Here is a 14,768-nt window from a genome sequence, read left to right as displayed (position 1 = left end):
CGAAAATTACGAGGGTTTCCTTAATGTCAAACAGTTGGTGTCGCTTCTAAAAACGCCGCCTCCAACAACTGCCTCGTATACCCATGCTTCGGCTCATGAAATATAGCCCCCGCATCCCCCTGCTCCACCACCTGGCCATGCTTGATCACCATCAACTGATGACTCAACGCCTTGACCACCGCCAGGTCATGACTGATAAACAGATAAGTCAGGTTGTACTTAACCTGCAAATTCCGCAAAAGCTCCACCACCTGCCGCTGCACCGTCCGATCCAGCGCCGAAGTCGGCTCATCCAGCAGAATCAGCGCAGGCTTCAACACCAACGCCCGAGCAATCGCAATCCGCTGCCTTTGCCCCCCAGAAAACTCATGGGGATACCGATGCCGCGTCCTCGGATCCAGCCCCACTTCCTCCAACGCCGCAATAATCGCCGCTTCCTGCTCAGCCGGCGTGCCGATCTTGTGAATCCGTAAACCCTCGCCGACGATATCCGCCACGCACATGCGCGGGCTCAGGCTGCCAAAGGGATCCTGAAACACCACCTGCATCTCCCGCCGCAGCGGCCGCACTTCCTTCTGATTCAGCCCTTCAAGATTCTGTCCATGGAAGCGAATCCCTCCCTGGCTGGAAATCAACCGCAAGATGGCCAACCCCAAGGTCGACTTGCCCGATCCACTCTCGCCAACGATCCCCAGCGTCTGCCCCCGGGGCAGGCTGAAGTTCACCCCATCCACCGCCTTCACATGGTCCACGGTCCGGCGCAGCAGCCCCTTCTTGATCGGGAACCACACCTTCAGGTCCTTCACCTCCAGCAACGGCGCCCCTTCGGCATTCGCGGCGGGCGCGCCGCTGGGCTCGGCGTTGATCAGCATCTGCGTATACGGATGCTGCGGCTTGCTGAACAGCGTGGCGCAGTCGGCCTGCTCGACGATCTTGCCGCACTGCATCACGCACACGCGGTGGGCGATGCGGCGCACCAGGTTGAGGTCGTGGCTGATCAGCAGCAGGGCCATCCCGAGGCGCGCCTGCAGCTCCTTGAGCAGGTCGAGAATCTTCAACTGCACGGTCACGTCGAGCGCAGTGGTGGGCTCGTCGGCGATCAGCAGTTCGGGCTCGTTGGCCAGGGCCATGGCGATCATCACCCGCTGGCGCTGGCCACCGGACAGCTCATGGGGCAGGGCTTTCAGGCGTTTCCTGGGCTCGGGAATGCCGACCAGCTCCAGCAGCTCCAGCGTGCGCGCAGTGGCGGCCTTGCCGGTCAGCCCCTTGTGCAGCAACAGGATCTCGTTGATCTGCTTCTCGATGCTGTGCAGCGGGTTCAGCGAGGTCATCGGCTCCTGGAAGATCATCGCAATGCGGTTGCCGCGAATCCGCTGCATGGGCTTTTCGCCCAGGTGCAGCAGGTCCTTGCCGCCGTACTGGATGGTGCCGCTCGGATGCCGGGCCAGCGGGTAGGGCAGCAGGCGCAAAATCGAATGCGCGGTCACCGACTTGCCCGAGCCGCTTTCGCCCACCAGGGCGAGGGTCTCGCCCTTGCGGATGTCGAAGCTGATGCCGTCGACCACGCGGTTGACCTGCTCGCCAGTGACGAACTCCACCGCCAGGTCGCGGACTTCGATCAGGGTGTCTTGGCTCATGTCATTTCCTCGGGTCGAAGGCGTCGCGGGCGGATTCGCCGATGAATACCAGCAGGCTCAGCATCACCGCCAGCACGGCGAAGGCGCTGATGCCTAGCCACGGGGCTTGCAGGTTGGATTTCCCTTGGGCGACCAGCTCGCCCAGCGACGGCGAGCCGGCAGGCAGGCCGAAGCCTAAGAAGTCCAGGGCGGTGAGGGTGCCGATGGCGCCGGTGAGGATGAACGGCATGAAGGTCATGGTCGAGATCATGGCGTTGGGCAGGATGTGGCGGTACATGATCGGGCCGTTGCGCATCCCCAAGGCGCGGGCGGCGCGTACGTACTCGAGGTTGCGCCCGCGCAGGAACTCGGCGCGCACCACGTCCACCAGGCTCATCCACGAGAACAGTAGCATGATGCCCAGCAACCACCAGAAGTTGGGCTGCACGAAGCTGGCGAGGATGATCAGCAGGTACAGCACCGGCAGGCCGGACCAGATCTCCAAAAAGCGCTGGCCCGCCAGGTCGACCCAGCCGCCGTAGAAGCCCTGCAAGGCGCCGGCGATCACGCCGACGATGGAGCTGGCGATGGTCAGCGTCAGGGCGAACAGCACCGAGATGCGGAAACCGTAGATCACCCGGGCCAGCACGTCGCGGCCCTGGTCGTCGGTGCCCAGCAGGTTGTCGGTGGAGGGCGGCGCGGGGGCCGGCACCTTCAGGTCGTAGTTGATGCTCTGGTAGCTGTAGGGGATCGGCGCCCACAGCACGAAGGCGTCTTTTTTCTCCAGCAGCTCGCGGATGTACGGGCTCTTGTAGTTGGCCTCCAACGGGAACTCGCCGCCGAAGGTGGTCTCGGGGTAGCGCTTGAAGGCCGGGAAGTACCATTCGCCGTCGTAGCGCACGGCTATCGGCTTGTCGTTGGCGATGAACTCGGCGCCCAGGCTGAGCACGAACAGCACCAGGAAGATCCACAGCGACCACCAGCCGCGGCGGTTGGCCTTGAAGCGCTCGAAGCGCCGGCGATTGAGGGGGGACAGGGCCATGTCAGTGCTCTCGGCTGGCGAAGTCGATCCGCGGATCGACCAGGGTGTAGGTGAGGTCGCCGATCAGCTTCACCACAAGACCGAGCAGGGTGAAGATGAACAAGGTGCCGAACACCACCGGGTAGTCGCGGTTGATCGCCGCTTCGAAACTCATCAGGCCCAGGCCGTCGAGGCTGAAGATCACCTCAATCAATAAGGAGCCGGTGAAGAAGATGCCGATGAACGCCGAGGGGAAGCCGGCGATCACCAGCAGCATGGCGTTGCGGAACACATGGCCGTAGAGCACGCGGGTGCGGCTCAGGCCCTTGGCCTTGGCGGTGACCACGTACTGCTTGTTGATCTCGTCGAGGAAGCTGTTCTTGGTCAGCAGGGTCATGGTGGCGAAGTTGCCGATCACCAGCGCGGTGATCGGCAGTACCAGGTGCCAGAAGTAGTCGAGCACCTTGCCGGTGGTGGAGAGCTCGTCGAAGTTGTTGGAGGTCAGCCCGCGCAACGGGAACCAGTCGAAGTAGCTGCCGCCGGCGAACAGCACGATCAGCAGGATGGCGAACAGGAACGCGGGGATGGCGTAGCCGACGATGATCGCCGAGCTGGTCCAGACGTCGAAGTGGCTGCCGTGGCGCACGGCCTTGGCGATCCCCAGGGGGATCGACACCAGGTACATGATCAGCGTGCTCCACAGCCCCAGCGAGATGGACACGGGCATCTTCTCGGCGATCAGGTCGATGACCTTGGCGTCGCGGAAGAAGCTGTTACCAAAGTCCAGTTGGGCGTAGTTCTTGACCATGATCCACAGCCGTTCGGGCGCCGACTTGTCGAAGCCGTACATGCGCTCGATTTCGGCGATCAGCGCCGGGTCCAGGCCTTGCGCACCGCGGTAGTTGGAGCCGGCCACCGACACTTCGGCGCCGCCGCCGGCGATGCGGCTGGTGGCGCCTTCGAAGCCTTCGAGCTTGGCGATCATCTGCTCGACCGGGCCGCCGGGGGCGGCCTGGACGATGATGAAGTTGATGATGAGGATGCCGAACAGGGTCGGGATGATCAGCAGCAGGCGCCGCAGGATATAGGCCAGCATGTCAGTTGACCTCTTCCGCGGCGGGGGCTTCGCTCACGGCAGGCGTGACGTCGGGCTTGATCCACCAGGTGTCGATGCCGATGTCGTACTTGGGCGACACGGCGGGGTGGCCGATGTGGTTCCAGTAGGCCACGCGGGAAGTCTTGATGTGCCAGTTGGGGATCACGTAGTAGCCCCACAGCAGTACCCGGTCCAGGGCACGGCAATGGTCGATCAGGCTCTGCCGGGAGTCAGCGTTGATCAACTGCTCCACCAACTGGTCGATGGCCGGGTCACGCAGGCCGATGAAGTTGCGGCTGCCGGGGTTGTCGGCGGCGGCGCTGTTCCAGTATTCACGCTGCTCGTTGCCGGGCGAGTTCGATTGCGCGAAACCGCCGACGATCATGTCGTAGTCCCGCGAGCGCAGGCGGTTGATGTACTGCGATACGTCTACCCGGCGGATCTCGAGGTTGATGCCCAGGTCCGCGAGGTTGCGCTTGAACGGCAGCAGTACGCGCTCGAACTGGGTCTGGGCCAGCAGGAACTCGATGCTCACCGGCTTGCCGTCCTTGTCGACCATCTTGTCGTCGACGATCTTCCAGCCGGCGTCCTGCAGCAGCTTGTAGGCCTGGCGCTGCTGGTCGCGGATCATGCCGCTGCCGTCGGTGACGGGGTTGCGGAAGGCGCCGTTGAACACCTCGTCGGGCACCTCGGCGCGCAGTGGTTCGAGGATCTTCAGCTCGGCGGGCGAGGGCAGGCCGCTGGCGGCCATCTCGGAGTTCTCGAAGTAGCTGCCGGTGCGGGTGTAGGCGCCGTTGAACAGCTGCTTGTTGGTCCATTCGAAGTCCATCAGCAGGCTGATGGCGTGGCGCACGCGGATGTCCTGGAACACGGGTTTGCGCAGGTTGAAGATGAAGCCCTGCATGCCCACCGGGTTGCCGTTGGGGATCTCTTCCTTGATCAGGCGGCCGTCGCGCACGGCGGGCACGTCGTAGGCGGTGGCCCAGTTCTTCGCGCTGACTTCCAGGGCGTAGTCGAACTGACCGGCCTTGAGGGCTTCGAGGGCGACGGTGTTGTCGCGGTACGAGTCGAAGGTCATCACGTCGAAGTTGTAGAAGCCGCGGTTGATCGGCAGGTCCTTGGCCCAGTAGTCCTTGACCCGCTCGTAGCGGATCGAGCGGCCGGCCTTCACCTCGACGACCTTGTACGGGCCGCTGCCCAGTGGGATCTCCAGGTTGCCGCGGTTGAAGTCACGGCCCTCGTACCAGTGCTTGGGCAGCACCGGCAGCTGGCCGAGGATCAGCGGCAACTCGCGGTTGTTGGTGTGCTTGAACTTGAACAGCACCTTGAGCGGGGCTTCGGCGACCACCTCGGCGACGTCGGCGTAGTACTGGCGGTACAGCGGCGCGCCGTCCTTGATCAGGGCGTTGAAAGTGAACACCACGTCCTCGGCGCGCATCGGCTGGCCGTCGTGGAAGCGTGCCTCGGGGCGCAGGTAGAAGCGCACCCAGCTGTTGTCGGGGGCCTTTTCGATTTTGCCGGCCACCAGGCCGTATTCGGTGAAGGGCTCGTCCAGGCTCTGGCGCATCAGGGTGTCGTAGATGCTGCCGACGTTGTCGGCGGGCACGCCCTTGTTGATGAACGGGTTGAGGCTGTCGAAGCCGCCGAAGCTGGACTGGCGGAAGGTGCCGCCCTTGGGCGCGTCAGGATTGACGTATTCGAAGTGCTTGAAGTTGGCCGGGTATTTTGGCGGCTCGTCGTACAGGGTCAGGGCGTGCTGCGGGGCGGCCACGGCCGGGAGCGTGAGGCAGGCCAGCAACAGGCTGCCGGCCAGGCGGCGCAAGGTGGGCGTCATTTGGCTTTCTCCGAAGTCTTCTTGATCCACCAGCTGTTCAGCCCGAGGGTGTAGGGCGGCGTGGTGACGAAGGCGAACCGGTTGCGGTAGGCCAGGCGGTGATTGTCGAGGTACCAGTTGGGGATCATGTAGTACTGCCATGAGAGCACGCGGTCCAGGGCACGCGCCGCGGCGATCTGGTCATCACGCGTGCGGGCGGCGAGCAGGGTGTCGAGCAGGTGGTCGACCACCGGGTCCTTGACCCCAGCATAGTTCTTGCTGCCCTTGGTGGCGGCTTGGCTCGAGTGGAAATACAGCCACTGTTCGAGGCCCGGGCTCAGCGTCTGGTTCAGGGTCATCAGGATCATGTCGAAATCGAACTGGTCGAGCCGTTGTTTGTACTGGGCACGGTCGACGGTACGCAAGCGCGCATCGATGCCGATGCTCGCCAGATTTTCGACATAAGGTTGCAGGATGCGTTCGAGGTTCGGGTTCACCAGCAGCAGTTCCATGCGCAACTGCTGGCCCTTGTTGTCCACCAGGCGCTGGCCGTTGAGCTTCCAGCCGGCCTGGGCGAACAGGTCGAGGGCCTGGCGCAGGGCCGGGCGGCTGATGCCGCTGCCGTCGGTGTGGCTGACCTGGTAGGGCTGGGTGAACAGCTTCTCGGGCAGTTGGTCGCGGAACGGTTTGAGCAGCAGCCATTCCTTGCCGGTGGGCAGGCCTGTGGCGGTGAAATCACTGTTGGGGTAGTAGCTGGTGGCGCGCCGGTAGGCGCCGTTGAACAGCGCGCGGTTGGTCCACTCGAAATCTAGCATCAGGCCCAGCGCCTGGCGTACCCGCGGGTCGCTGAAGGTGGCGCGGCGGCTGTTCATGAACAGGCCTTGGGTCTGTGTCGGGATCTTGTGCGGGATCTGCGCCTTGATCACCTCACCGCGGCGCACGGCGGGGAAGTTGTAGCCGTTGGCCCAGTTCTTCGCCTGGTGCTCGATGTAGAGGTCGAACTCGCCGGCCTTGAAGGCCTCGAAGGCCACGGTGGCGTCACGGTAGAACTCGTATTCGACGCGCTTGAAGTTGTACTTGCCGCGGTTCACGGCCAGGTCCTTGCCCCAGTAGTCCTTCACCCGCTCGAACACCAGCCGGCGGCCGGGTTGCACCTCGGTGATGCGGTAGGGGCCGCTGCCCAAAGGCGGCTCGAAGGTGGTGGCCTTGAAGTCGCGCTTTTCCCAGTAGTGCCTGGGCAGCACCGGCATCTCGCCCAGGCGCAGGATCAGCAGCGGGTTGCCGGCGCGCTTGAACACGAAGCGGATGCGCAGCGGGCCGAGGATGTCGACCCGGGCCACTTCCTGCAGGTTGGTGCGGTAGATCGGGTGGCCGTCCTTGAGCAGGGTGCGGTAGCTGAAGGCGACATCGGCGGCGGTGATCGGCACGCCGTCGTGGAAGTGCGCCTCGGGGCGCAGGTTGAACACCACCCAGCTGCGGTCCTCGCTGTACTCGACGGAGCGGGCGATCAGGCCGTAGCTGGAGGTGGGCTCGTCGCCGGAGGGGTCGTACATGCCGGTGCCGACCATCAGCGGCTCGTTGAGCTCGTTGATGCCGTACTGCAGGAAGTTGGGCGTGGTGACCGGGCTCGAGCCCTTGAAGGTGTAGGGGTTGAGCGTGTCGAAGGTGCCGAAGGCCATGGCCCGCAAGGTGCCGCCTTTGGGGGCTTGCGGATTGACCCAGTCGAAGTGGGTGAAGCTGGCCGGGTACTTGAGCGTGCCGAACTGCGCGTATCCGTGGCTTTCGCTCACCATCGCGACGGCGGGGAAGCTCAAGGCCAGGCTGAGAGACAGCAGGAGGGGACGTATCAAGTCGGCATCCGATCCAGAAGGCGTTGGGCTTGGTTCGGGGTACAGTAACAGCTTGTCTGGAATGGAAAAAGGGTGCGAGCCGGTCAGATGGATGTGGCTGATTGGGGCTGCTTCGCAGCCCTTTCGCGGCACAAGGCCGCTCCTACAGAGTCTGCGTAATCCCTGTAGGAGCGGCCTTGTGCCGCGAAAGGGGCGCGAAGCGCCCCCGGGATTCACATCAACGCGACAGGTAAACGGTCAGCGTCTGCCCCGGCTTGAGCGCATGCCCGCTGCGCGGGTTCCAGCGCTTGAGGTGTTTCATCTCGACGTTGAAACGCTTGGCCACCAGGTAGTACGAGTCGCCCTTGCGCACCTTGTACTGGGTGGAACGCTGCTTGGCATCGGCCACGCGGTTGGCCGCCGCGCTCGGCGCGTTGCCGCCACGCAGGGCCAGCACCTGGCCGACCTTGAGGCTGTTGCCGCGCAGGCTGTTCCAGCGCTGGATGTCCTTGACCGCGACGCGGTTGGCCTTGGCGATGCTGCCCAGGTTGTCGCCGCGCTTGACCCGGTAGCTGCGCGCCGCCGGCGCCTTGGCATCGGCCAGGGCGGCCTGGAACACGGCCTTGTTCGGCTGCAGGGCGACCAGTTCCTCGGGCTTGAGGTTGGACATGCGGTCGCTCAGCAACTGTGCCTTGGCGGTAGGCACCAGCAACTGCTGCGGGCCGTCCACGGTCATGCGCTTCTTGAAGGCGGGGTTGAGCTGGATCAGCTCGTCTTCGTCGATGTCGGCGAAGGCCGCGACGCGCGACAGGTCGAGGCGGTCGTTGATGGCGACGGCTTCGAAATAGGGTTCGTTGGCGATCGGGTTCAGGTTGATCCCGTAGGCGGCCGGGGTGTTGACCACCTGCGACAGGGCCAGCAGCTTGGGCACGTAGTCGCGGGTTTCCTGCGGCAGCGGCAGGTTCCAGTAGTCGGTCGGCAGGCCCAGGCGCTCGTTGCGCTCGATGGCGCGGCTGACGGTGCCTTCGCCGGCATTGTAGGCCGCCAGGGCCAGCAGCCAGTCGCCGTTGAACATGTCGTGCAGGCGGTTCAGGTAGTCCAGCGCCGCATTGGTCGAGGCGGTGACGTCGCGACGGCCATCGTAGAAGTTGGTCTGGCGCAGCTTGAAGTGGCGCCCGGTGGACGGGATGAACTGCCACATGCCGGCGGCGTGCGCGCGGGAGTAGGCCATCGGGTTGTAGGCGCTCTCGATGGCCGGCAGCAGGGCCAGCTCCAGCGGCATGTCGCGTTCTTCGAGGCGCTCGACGATGTAGTGCAGGTAGAGGCTGCCGCGCTCGCCGGCGTTCTCGAGGAACGACGGGTTGCTGGCGAACCATAGGCGCTGCTGTTCGATGCGCGGGTTGACGTCCATGCCATCCTGCAGGGCGAAGCCCTGGCGCATGCGCTCCCAGACGTCCTGGGGCGGCGCTTCCTTGGGCTTGACCACCAGTGGCGCGGGCTTGTGCTTGATCCGCGCCTGGTAGTTGTGCGCGCGAACGCTGTCGGATTCGTCGAGCTGACGGGTGCTCTGGCAGCCGACCAGGGTGGCGGCCAGCGCCAGTGCACTGATCTGTGCCAGTCGCGTCAGGGCGACCGAATGAGCGGTTCTGCGGCTAGGGGAAGACATCGGCTGGAACGGTTATCCGGGCAAAAAAGTTGGGCGATTCTAGAAACCGGCCCCGGCCGGGTCAACCTTTGGGCTTGTGTCACGATATATCTTGAGGTTATCAGAACACGTCCTTCCAAGACCTCAAGGCAGCAAAAACAGTGGCTTGGGTGGGGTTGGAATGTCCCTTCCATTCGTCTGCTTTTTGTTTAACGAATGTTTCAGCGGTACGCAAAAACGGGTTGGTCAGGCGCTCCAGGCCGATGGTGGAGGGCAGGCTGATGCGATTGTCGGCGCGCAGGCGGGTAACGTCTTCGAACCGTTGCAGAACGTGCAGGTTTTCCGGTTCCACGGCGCGGGCGAAGCGCAGGTTGCTCAGGGTATATTCGTGGGCGCAGTACACTTCGGTCTCGGCGGGCAGGGCGGCCAGGCGCTGCAGCGAATGGTGCATCTGTTCAGGCGTGCCTTCGAACAGGCGACCGCAACCGGCGGCGAACAGGGTGTCGCCACTGAACAGTAGCGGCGTGGGCGATTGCGCAGTGTAATAGGCGATATGCCCCAGGGTGTGGCCGGGCATGGCCATGACTTCGAACGTCAGGCCCAGGGCTTTGACCTGCGCGCCATCCTCCAGGGCGACGTCGCGGGCCGGAATGAGCTCGTTGGCCGGGCCGTAGACGGTGGCACCGGTGGCCTGCTTCAGGGCCTCGACGCCGCCGACATGGTCATGGTGGTGGTGAGTGACCAGGATCGCCTCCAGCGCCCAGTCGCGATGCTGGCCCAGCCAGGCCTGCACCGGCCTGGCATCGCCGGGATCGACCACTGCGCAGCGGCGATTGGCAGTATCCTGTAACAACCAGATGTAGTTGTCGTTGAAAGCGGGTAGGGCATCGATCTGTATCATGTGCGGATCCGTATCGCCAAGCCTGGACATTGAGGGCATCTTAGCCGCGATGGCGCGGCCGGAGAACCTTCGAGGGAGAATGCAATGACCGACCAAGCCTTCGCCCAGGCCGACCCCGACTGGGTCGAACTCATCAGCCTGGCCCGCGACTGGTTCAATGGCCCCCTTGGGCAGTTGATGCTCAAGGAAGAGGAAAAGTTGCTCGAAGAAGAGCTGCGGCGCTTCTTCGGTGGCTACCTGGTGCACTACGGCCCCTGCGCCGAACCGCCGCCCAACGCCCCGCAGGTGCAGCGCAACGTGCGCCTGGGCGCGCCGTTGCCGGGGGTGGAGATCGTCTGCGAGGAGCAGGCCTGGCCGCTGTCGGAACATGCCGCCGACGTGGTGGTGCTGCAGCACGGCCTGGACTTCAGTCTCTCTCCCCACGGATTGCTCCGGGAGGCGGCCAGCGCGGTGCGCCCGGGCGGTCACCTGCTGATTGTCGGCATCAACCCGTGGAGCAGTTGGGGGCTGCGGCATTTCTTCAGCCAGGGCGCCTTGCGCAAGGCCCGCTGCATCTCGGCGTCGCGGGTCGGCGACTGGCTCAACCTGCTGGGCTTCGCGCTGGAGAAACGCCGCTTCGGGTGCTATCGTCCGCCGCTTGCCTCGCCGGCCTGGCAACAGCGCCTGGCCGGTTGGGAGCGGGTGGCCGGGGGCTGGCAGGGCGCCGGTGGCGGTGTCTACCTGCTGGTGGCGCGCAAGATGGTGGTCGGCCTGCGGCCGCTGCGCCTTGAGCGCCGCGAGCCGATGGGCAAGCTGCTGCCGCTGCCGTTGGCCAAGGTCAATCGCAGCGCCACCCACCCCGATTCCGAAAAGCACTGAACACGAGTGGTACATGAGCGATAGCGTCGAGATCTACACCGATGGTGCCTGCAAGGGCAATCCCGGCCCGGGCGGCTGGGGCGTCCTGATGGTTTTCAAGGGCGTCGAGAAGGAACTGTGGGGCGGCGAGCGCGAGACCACCAACAACCGCATGGAGCTGATGGCCGCGATCGAGGGCCTGAAGGCGCTCAAGCGCGAGTGCGAGGTGGTGCTGACCACCGACTCCCAGTACGTGATGAAGGGCATCAACGAGTGGATGACCAACTGGAAGAAGCGCGGCTGGAAGACCGCCGCCAAGGAGCCGGTGAAGAACGCCGACCTGTGGATGGCCCTCGATGAACAGGTCAACCGGCACAAGGTGACCTGGAAGTGGGTGCGCGGGCACATCGGCCACCCGGGCAACGAGCGGGCCGACCAGTTGGCCAATCGTGGGGTCGATGAGGTGCGGGCTCAGCGTTGAGCCAACTGGGGCTGCTGCGCAGCCCTTTCGCGGCACAAGGCCGCTCCTACAGGATTTACACGGTCCCAGTAGGAGCGGCCTTGTGCCGCGATGGGCCGCAAAGCGGCCCCGATTCCGGTATACTCCCGCCTCGAATTCAAGCCCCGCAAGTTGGAGTCACCCGTGGAGCAGCAGCAAGACAAACGGTTCGTCATCCTCGACACCGAGACCACCGGCATGCCGGTGGCCGAAGGCCACCGCATCATCGAGATCGGTTGCGTCGAGGTCGTGGGCCGGCGCCTGACCGGGCGGCATTTCCATGTCTACCTGCAGCCCGACCGCGAGAGTGACGAGGGTGCGATCAACGTCCACGGCATCACCGACGCCTTCCTGGTGGGCAAACCGCGCTTCGGCGATGTGGCCGAGGAGTTCTTCGACTTCATCCAGGGCGCCACCCTGGTCATCCACAACGCGGCGTTCGACGTCGGCTTCATCAACAATGAGTTCGCGCTGATCGGCCAGCAGGACCGCGCCGACATCTCGCAGCACTGCCCGATCCTCGACACCCTGATGATGGCGCGCTCGCGCCACCCGGGGCAGCGCAACAGCCTCGATGCGCTGTGCAAACGCTACGGTATCGACAACTCTGGCCGTGAACTGCACGGCGCATTGCTCGACTCGGAACTGCTGGCCGACGTCTACCTGGCGATGACCGGCGGCCAGACCAGCCTGTCGCTGGCGGGGGATGGCGCGCAGGGCGAGGATGGGCAGGGCAGCACCGGCAGTGAGATCCGTCGGATTACCGGTCGTGCGGCGGGTAAGGTGATCATGGCTAGCGAGGAAGAGCTCGAGGCCCATGTCGAGCGTTTGGCGGCCGTCGCCAAGTCGGCGGGTGGGCCGGCGATGTGGCAGGTGCTGACAGAGGCACCTGCCAGCTGATCTACCAGCAGTACTGGCCCTTTCGCGGGTAAACCCGCTCCCACAGGCAACCCCCCCGAACCTGTGGGAGCGGGTTTACCCGCGAAGAGGCCGGCACTGACGACACCAGCCTCAACTACCCTGAGGGGGAAGCCCCCGCAGAGGTAGCCGCCCGATGTACAAGGACCTCCAGTTCCCCATCCTCATCGTCCACCGGGCGATCAAGGCCGACAGTGTCGCCGGTGAACGGGTGCGTGGCATTGCCGACGAACTGGCCAGGGACGGCTTCGCCATCCTCGCCGCCGCCGACCAGGCCGAGGCGCGCCTGGTGGCCGCTACCCACCACGGCCTGGCCTGCATGCTGATCGCCGCCGAGGGTGTCGGCGACAATAGCCGCCTGCTGCAGAACATGGCCGAGCTGATCCGCCTGGCCCGGCTGCGCGCACCCAACCTGCCGATCTTCGCCTTGGGCGAGCAGGTCACCCTGGAGAACGCCCCGGCCGAGGCCATGGGTGAGCTCAACCAGTTGCGCGGCATTCTCTACCTGTTCGAAGACACCGTGCCCTTTCTCGCCCGCCAGGTGGCGCGGGCCGCGCACACTTACCTCGACGGTTTGCTGCCACCGTTCTTCAAGGCCCTGGTGCAACACACCGCGCAGTCGAACTACTCCTGGCACACCCCAGGCCACGGCGGCGGCGTGGCCTATCACAAGAGCCCGGTGGGGCAGGCCTTTCACCAGTTCTTCGGCGAAAACACCCTGCGCTCGGACCTGTCCGTGTCGGTGCCCGAGCTGGGCTCGCTGCTCGACCATACCGGCCCCCTGGCCGCCGCCGAGGCGCGGGCGGCGCGCAACTTCGGCGCCGACCATACCTTCTTCGTCATCAACGGCACCTCCACCGCCAACAAGATCGTCTGGCACGCCATGGTCGGGCGCGGTGACCTGGTGCTGGTGGACCGCAACTGCCACAAGTCGGTGGTGCATGCGATCATCATGACCGGCGCCATCCCCCTCTACCTGTGCCCGGAGCGTAACGAGCTGGGCGTCATCGGGCCGATCCCGCTCAGCGAGTTCACCCCGGCGTCCATACAGGCAAAGATCCAGGCCCACCCGCTGGCCCAGGGGCGGCCGGCGAAGATCAAGCTGGCGGTGGTCACCAACTCCACCTATGACGGCCTGTGCTACCACGCTGGCCTCATCAAGCAGACCCTCGGTGCCAGTGCCGAGGTGCTGCACTTCGATGAGGCCTGGTTCGCCTACGCCGCCTTCCACGAGTTCTTCACCGGCCGCTATGCCATGGGCACGCCGCGCGGCGATGAGGGCCCGCTGCTGTTCAGCACCCATTCCACCCACAAGCTGCTGGCTGCCTTCAGCCAGGCATCGATGATCCATGTGCAGGACGGCGCCGCCCGCCAGCTGGACCGCGACCGCTTCAACGAAGCGTTCATGATGCATATCTCCACCTCGCCGCAGTACAGCATCCTCGCCTCGCTGGACGTGGCCTCGGCGATGATGGAGGGCCCGGCCGGGCGCTCGCTGCTGCAGGAGATGTTCGACGAGGCCCTGAGCTTTCGCCGGGCGCTGGCCAACCTGCGCGAGCACATCGCCGCCGACGACTGGTGGTTCAGCATCTGGCAGCCCCCGCTGGCGCAGGGCGGCGAGCGCCTGGAGGCGGCGGACTGGCTGTTGCAGCCGGGGGCCGAGTGGCATGGCTTTGCCGAGCTGAGCGACGACTATGTGCTGCTCGATCCGCTCAAGGTCACCCTGGTGATGCCGGGAGCCGGTGGTGGGGCGGGCGAGCACGGCATTCCGGCCGCGGTGGTCGGCAAGTTCCTCTGGGAACGGGGGCTGGTGGTGGAGAAGACCGGTCTGTACAGCTTCCTGGTGCTGTTCTCGATGGGCATCACCAAGGGCAAGTGGAGCACGCTGCTGACCGAACTGCTGGAGTTCAAGCGCCACTACGACGCCAATACCGCGCTGGCCGACTGCCTGCCCAGCGCGCTGACGCCGCAGCCGTCACGCTACCAGGGGCTGGGGCTGCGCGACCTGTGCCAGCAACTGCATGCCTTCTACCGCGGCAATGCCACGTCCAGGCAGCTCAAGCTGCTGTTCACCCGTTTGCCCGAGGTGGCGATGACCCCGGCCGAGGCCTATGACCGGATGGTGCGCGGGGAGGTGGAGGCGGTGCCGATCGAGCAGCTGCTGGGCCGGGTCGCGGCGGTGATGCTGGTGCCGTATCCGCCGGGGATCCCCTTGATCATGCCGGGCGAGCGCTTCACCGAGGCGACCCGCTCGATCCTGGTCTACCTGGAGTGCGCCCGGGCCTTCGACCAGGGCTTCCCGGGTTTCGTCGCCGACGTGCATGGCCTGCAGCGCGAGGGGACGCTGTACACCGTCGATTGCGTCAAGGAATGCGGATGATCTCGACGCCGGTCTGGGCCAGCTCGAAGCGGTCGTCGCCCAGGTGGTTGACGCGGTCGCCGATGGCCAGCCGATAGCTGGTGACCGGCGCGCCGAGGGTGCTGCCGTCAGCCTGCAGGGTGGATTCCTGGAATTCGTGGACGGGGTAGATACGGCCTTCGGCGTCGCGGGCGTGGAACTGGCCGACCATTACTGCTGCCATTTAGGTGGAAA

The 14,768-nt window shown here is 65.1% G+C and carries 12 protein-coding genes; 4 read left to right on the top strand and 8 right to left on the bottom strand.

Features of this window, described 5'->3' with window-relative positions:
• Nucleotides 1–26: 26 nt before the first annotated feature.
• The 7 genes from PRtIB026_RS20515 to gloB form a co-directional block, all read right to left on the bottom strand.
• On the bottom strand, nt 27–1,637 hold the full coding sequence (locus PRtIB026_RS20515) for an ABC transporter ATP-binding protein (RefSeq protein ID WP_203651892.1): 1,611 nt from the start codon (nt 1,635–1,637) through the stop codon (nt 27–29).
• Between the two features lies 1 nt (nt 1,638).
• A complete protein-coding gene (locus tag PRtIB026_RS20510) occupies nt 1,639–2,658 on the bottom strand; it encodes an ABC transporter permease (protein ID WP_248920744.1) in 1,020 nt (339 codons plus the stop codon).
• 1 nt (nt 2,659) lies between these two features.
• Nucleotides 2,660–3,733, bottom strand: a complete 1,074-nt coding sequence (locus PRtIB026_RS20505; RefSeq protein ID WP_046854817.1) for a microcin C ABC transporter permease YejB — start codon at nt 3,731–3,733, stop codon at nt 2,660–2,662.
• Between the two features lies 1 nt (nt 3,734).
• Complete coding sequence (locus PRtIB026_RS20500) at nt 3,735–5,567, bottom strand: extracellular solute-binding protein (RefSeq protein WP_267812808.1); 1,833 nt, start codon at nt 5,565–5,567, stop codon at nt 3,735–3,737.
• Nucleotides 5,564–7,396: an extracellular solute-binding protein gene (locus tag PRtIB026_RS20495; protein ID WP_203651894.1), complete on the bottom strand. Its 1,833-nt coding sequence runs from the start codon at nt 7,394–7,396 to the stop codon at nt 5,564–5,566. The genes PRtIB026_RS20500 and PRtIB026_RS20495 overlap by 4 nt, the downstream gene beginning before the upstream one ends.
• A 217-nt stretch (nt 7,397–7,613) precedes the next feature.
• Entirely contained in the window at nt 7,614–9,041 is a 1,428-nt protein-coding gene (locus tag PRtIB026_RS20490; RefSeq protein ID WP_203651896.1) for a lytic transglycosylase domain-containing protein, read from the bottom strand.
• A 100-nt stretch (nt 9,042–9,141) separates the two neighbouring features.
• On the bottom strand, nt 9,142–9,921 hold the full coding sequence (gene gloB, locus PRtIB026_RS20485) for a hydroxyacylglutathione hydrolase (protein WP_203651898.1): 780 nt from the start codon (nt 9,919–9,921) through the stop codon (nt 9,142–9,144).
• A gap of 84 nt (nt 9,922–10,005) precedes the next feature.
• On the opposite strand from gloB, the gene PRtIB026_RS20480 reads away from it, so the two are divergent.
• The 4 genes from PRtIB026_RS20480 to PRtIB026_RS20465 all read left to right on the top strand — a co-directional run bounded on the left by PRtIB026_RS20480 (nt 10,006) and on the right by PRtIB026_RS20465 (nt 14,555).
• Nucleotides 10,006–10,779 carry a class I SAM-dependent methyltransferase gene (locus PRtIB026_RS20480; protein ID WP_203651900.1) on the top strand — a complete coding sequence of 258 codons (774 nt, stop codon included), beginning with the start codon at nt 10,006–10,008 and terminating at the stop codon, nt 10,777–10,779.
• A 13-nt stretch (nt 10,780–10,792) separates the two neighbouring features.
• The gene (rnhA, locus tag PRtIB026_RS20475; RefSeq protein ID WP_028690529.1) at nt 10,793–11,239 is read left to right on the top strand and encodes a ribonuclease HI; all 447 of its coding nucleotides are present in this window, start codon (nt 10,793–10,795) and stop codon (nt 11,237–11,239) included.
• Between the two features lie 162 nt (nt 11,240–11,401).
• Entirely contained in the window at nt 11,402–12,157 is a 756-nt protein-coding gene (gene dnaQ, locus PRtIB026_RS20470) for a DNA polymerase III subunit epsilon (protein ID WP_203651902.1), read from the top strand.
• A gap of 154 nt (nt 12,158–12,311) precedes the next feature.
• Nucleotides 12,312–14,555 (top strand): Orn/Lys/Arg decarboxylase N-terminal domain-containing protein, encoded by a 2,244-nt coding sequence (locus PRtIB026_RS20465; RefSeq protein ID WP_203651904.1) that lies wholly within the window; start codon nt 12,312–12,314, stop codon nt 14,553–14,555.
• Here the strand turns inward: PRtIB026_RS20465 and PRtIB026_RS20460 are convergent.
• Nucleotides 14,539–14,757, bottom strand: coding sequence for a hypothetical protein (locus PRtIB026_RS20460; RefSeq protein WP_028690532.1), 219 nt, complete (start codon nt 14,755–14,757; stop codon nt 14,539–14,541). The genes PRtIB026_RS20465 and PRtIB026_RS20460 overlap by 17 nt on opposite strands.
• Nucleotides 14,758–14,768: the final 11 nt, after the last annotated feature.

It is taken from the genome of Pseudomonas sp. RtIB026 (assembly GCF_016861355.2).
Classification (GTDB): domain Bacteria; phylum Pseudomonadota; class Gammaproteobacteria; order Pseudomonadales; family Pseudomonadaceae; genus Aquipseudomonas; species Aquipseudomonas peradeniyensis.
Note: the sequence above shows the minus strand (reverse complement) of the source record. Positions and strands in the feature narration are given on the sequence as shown.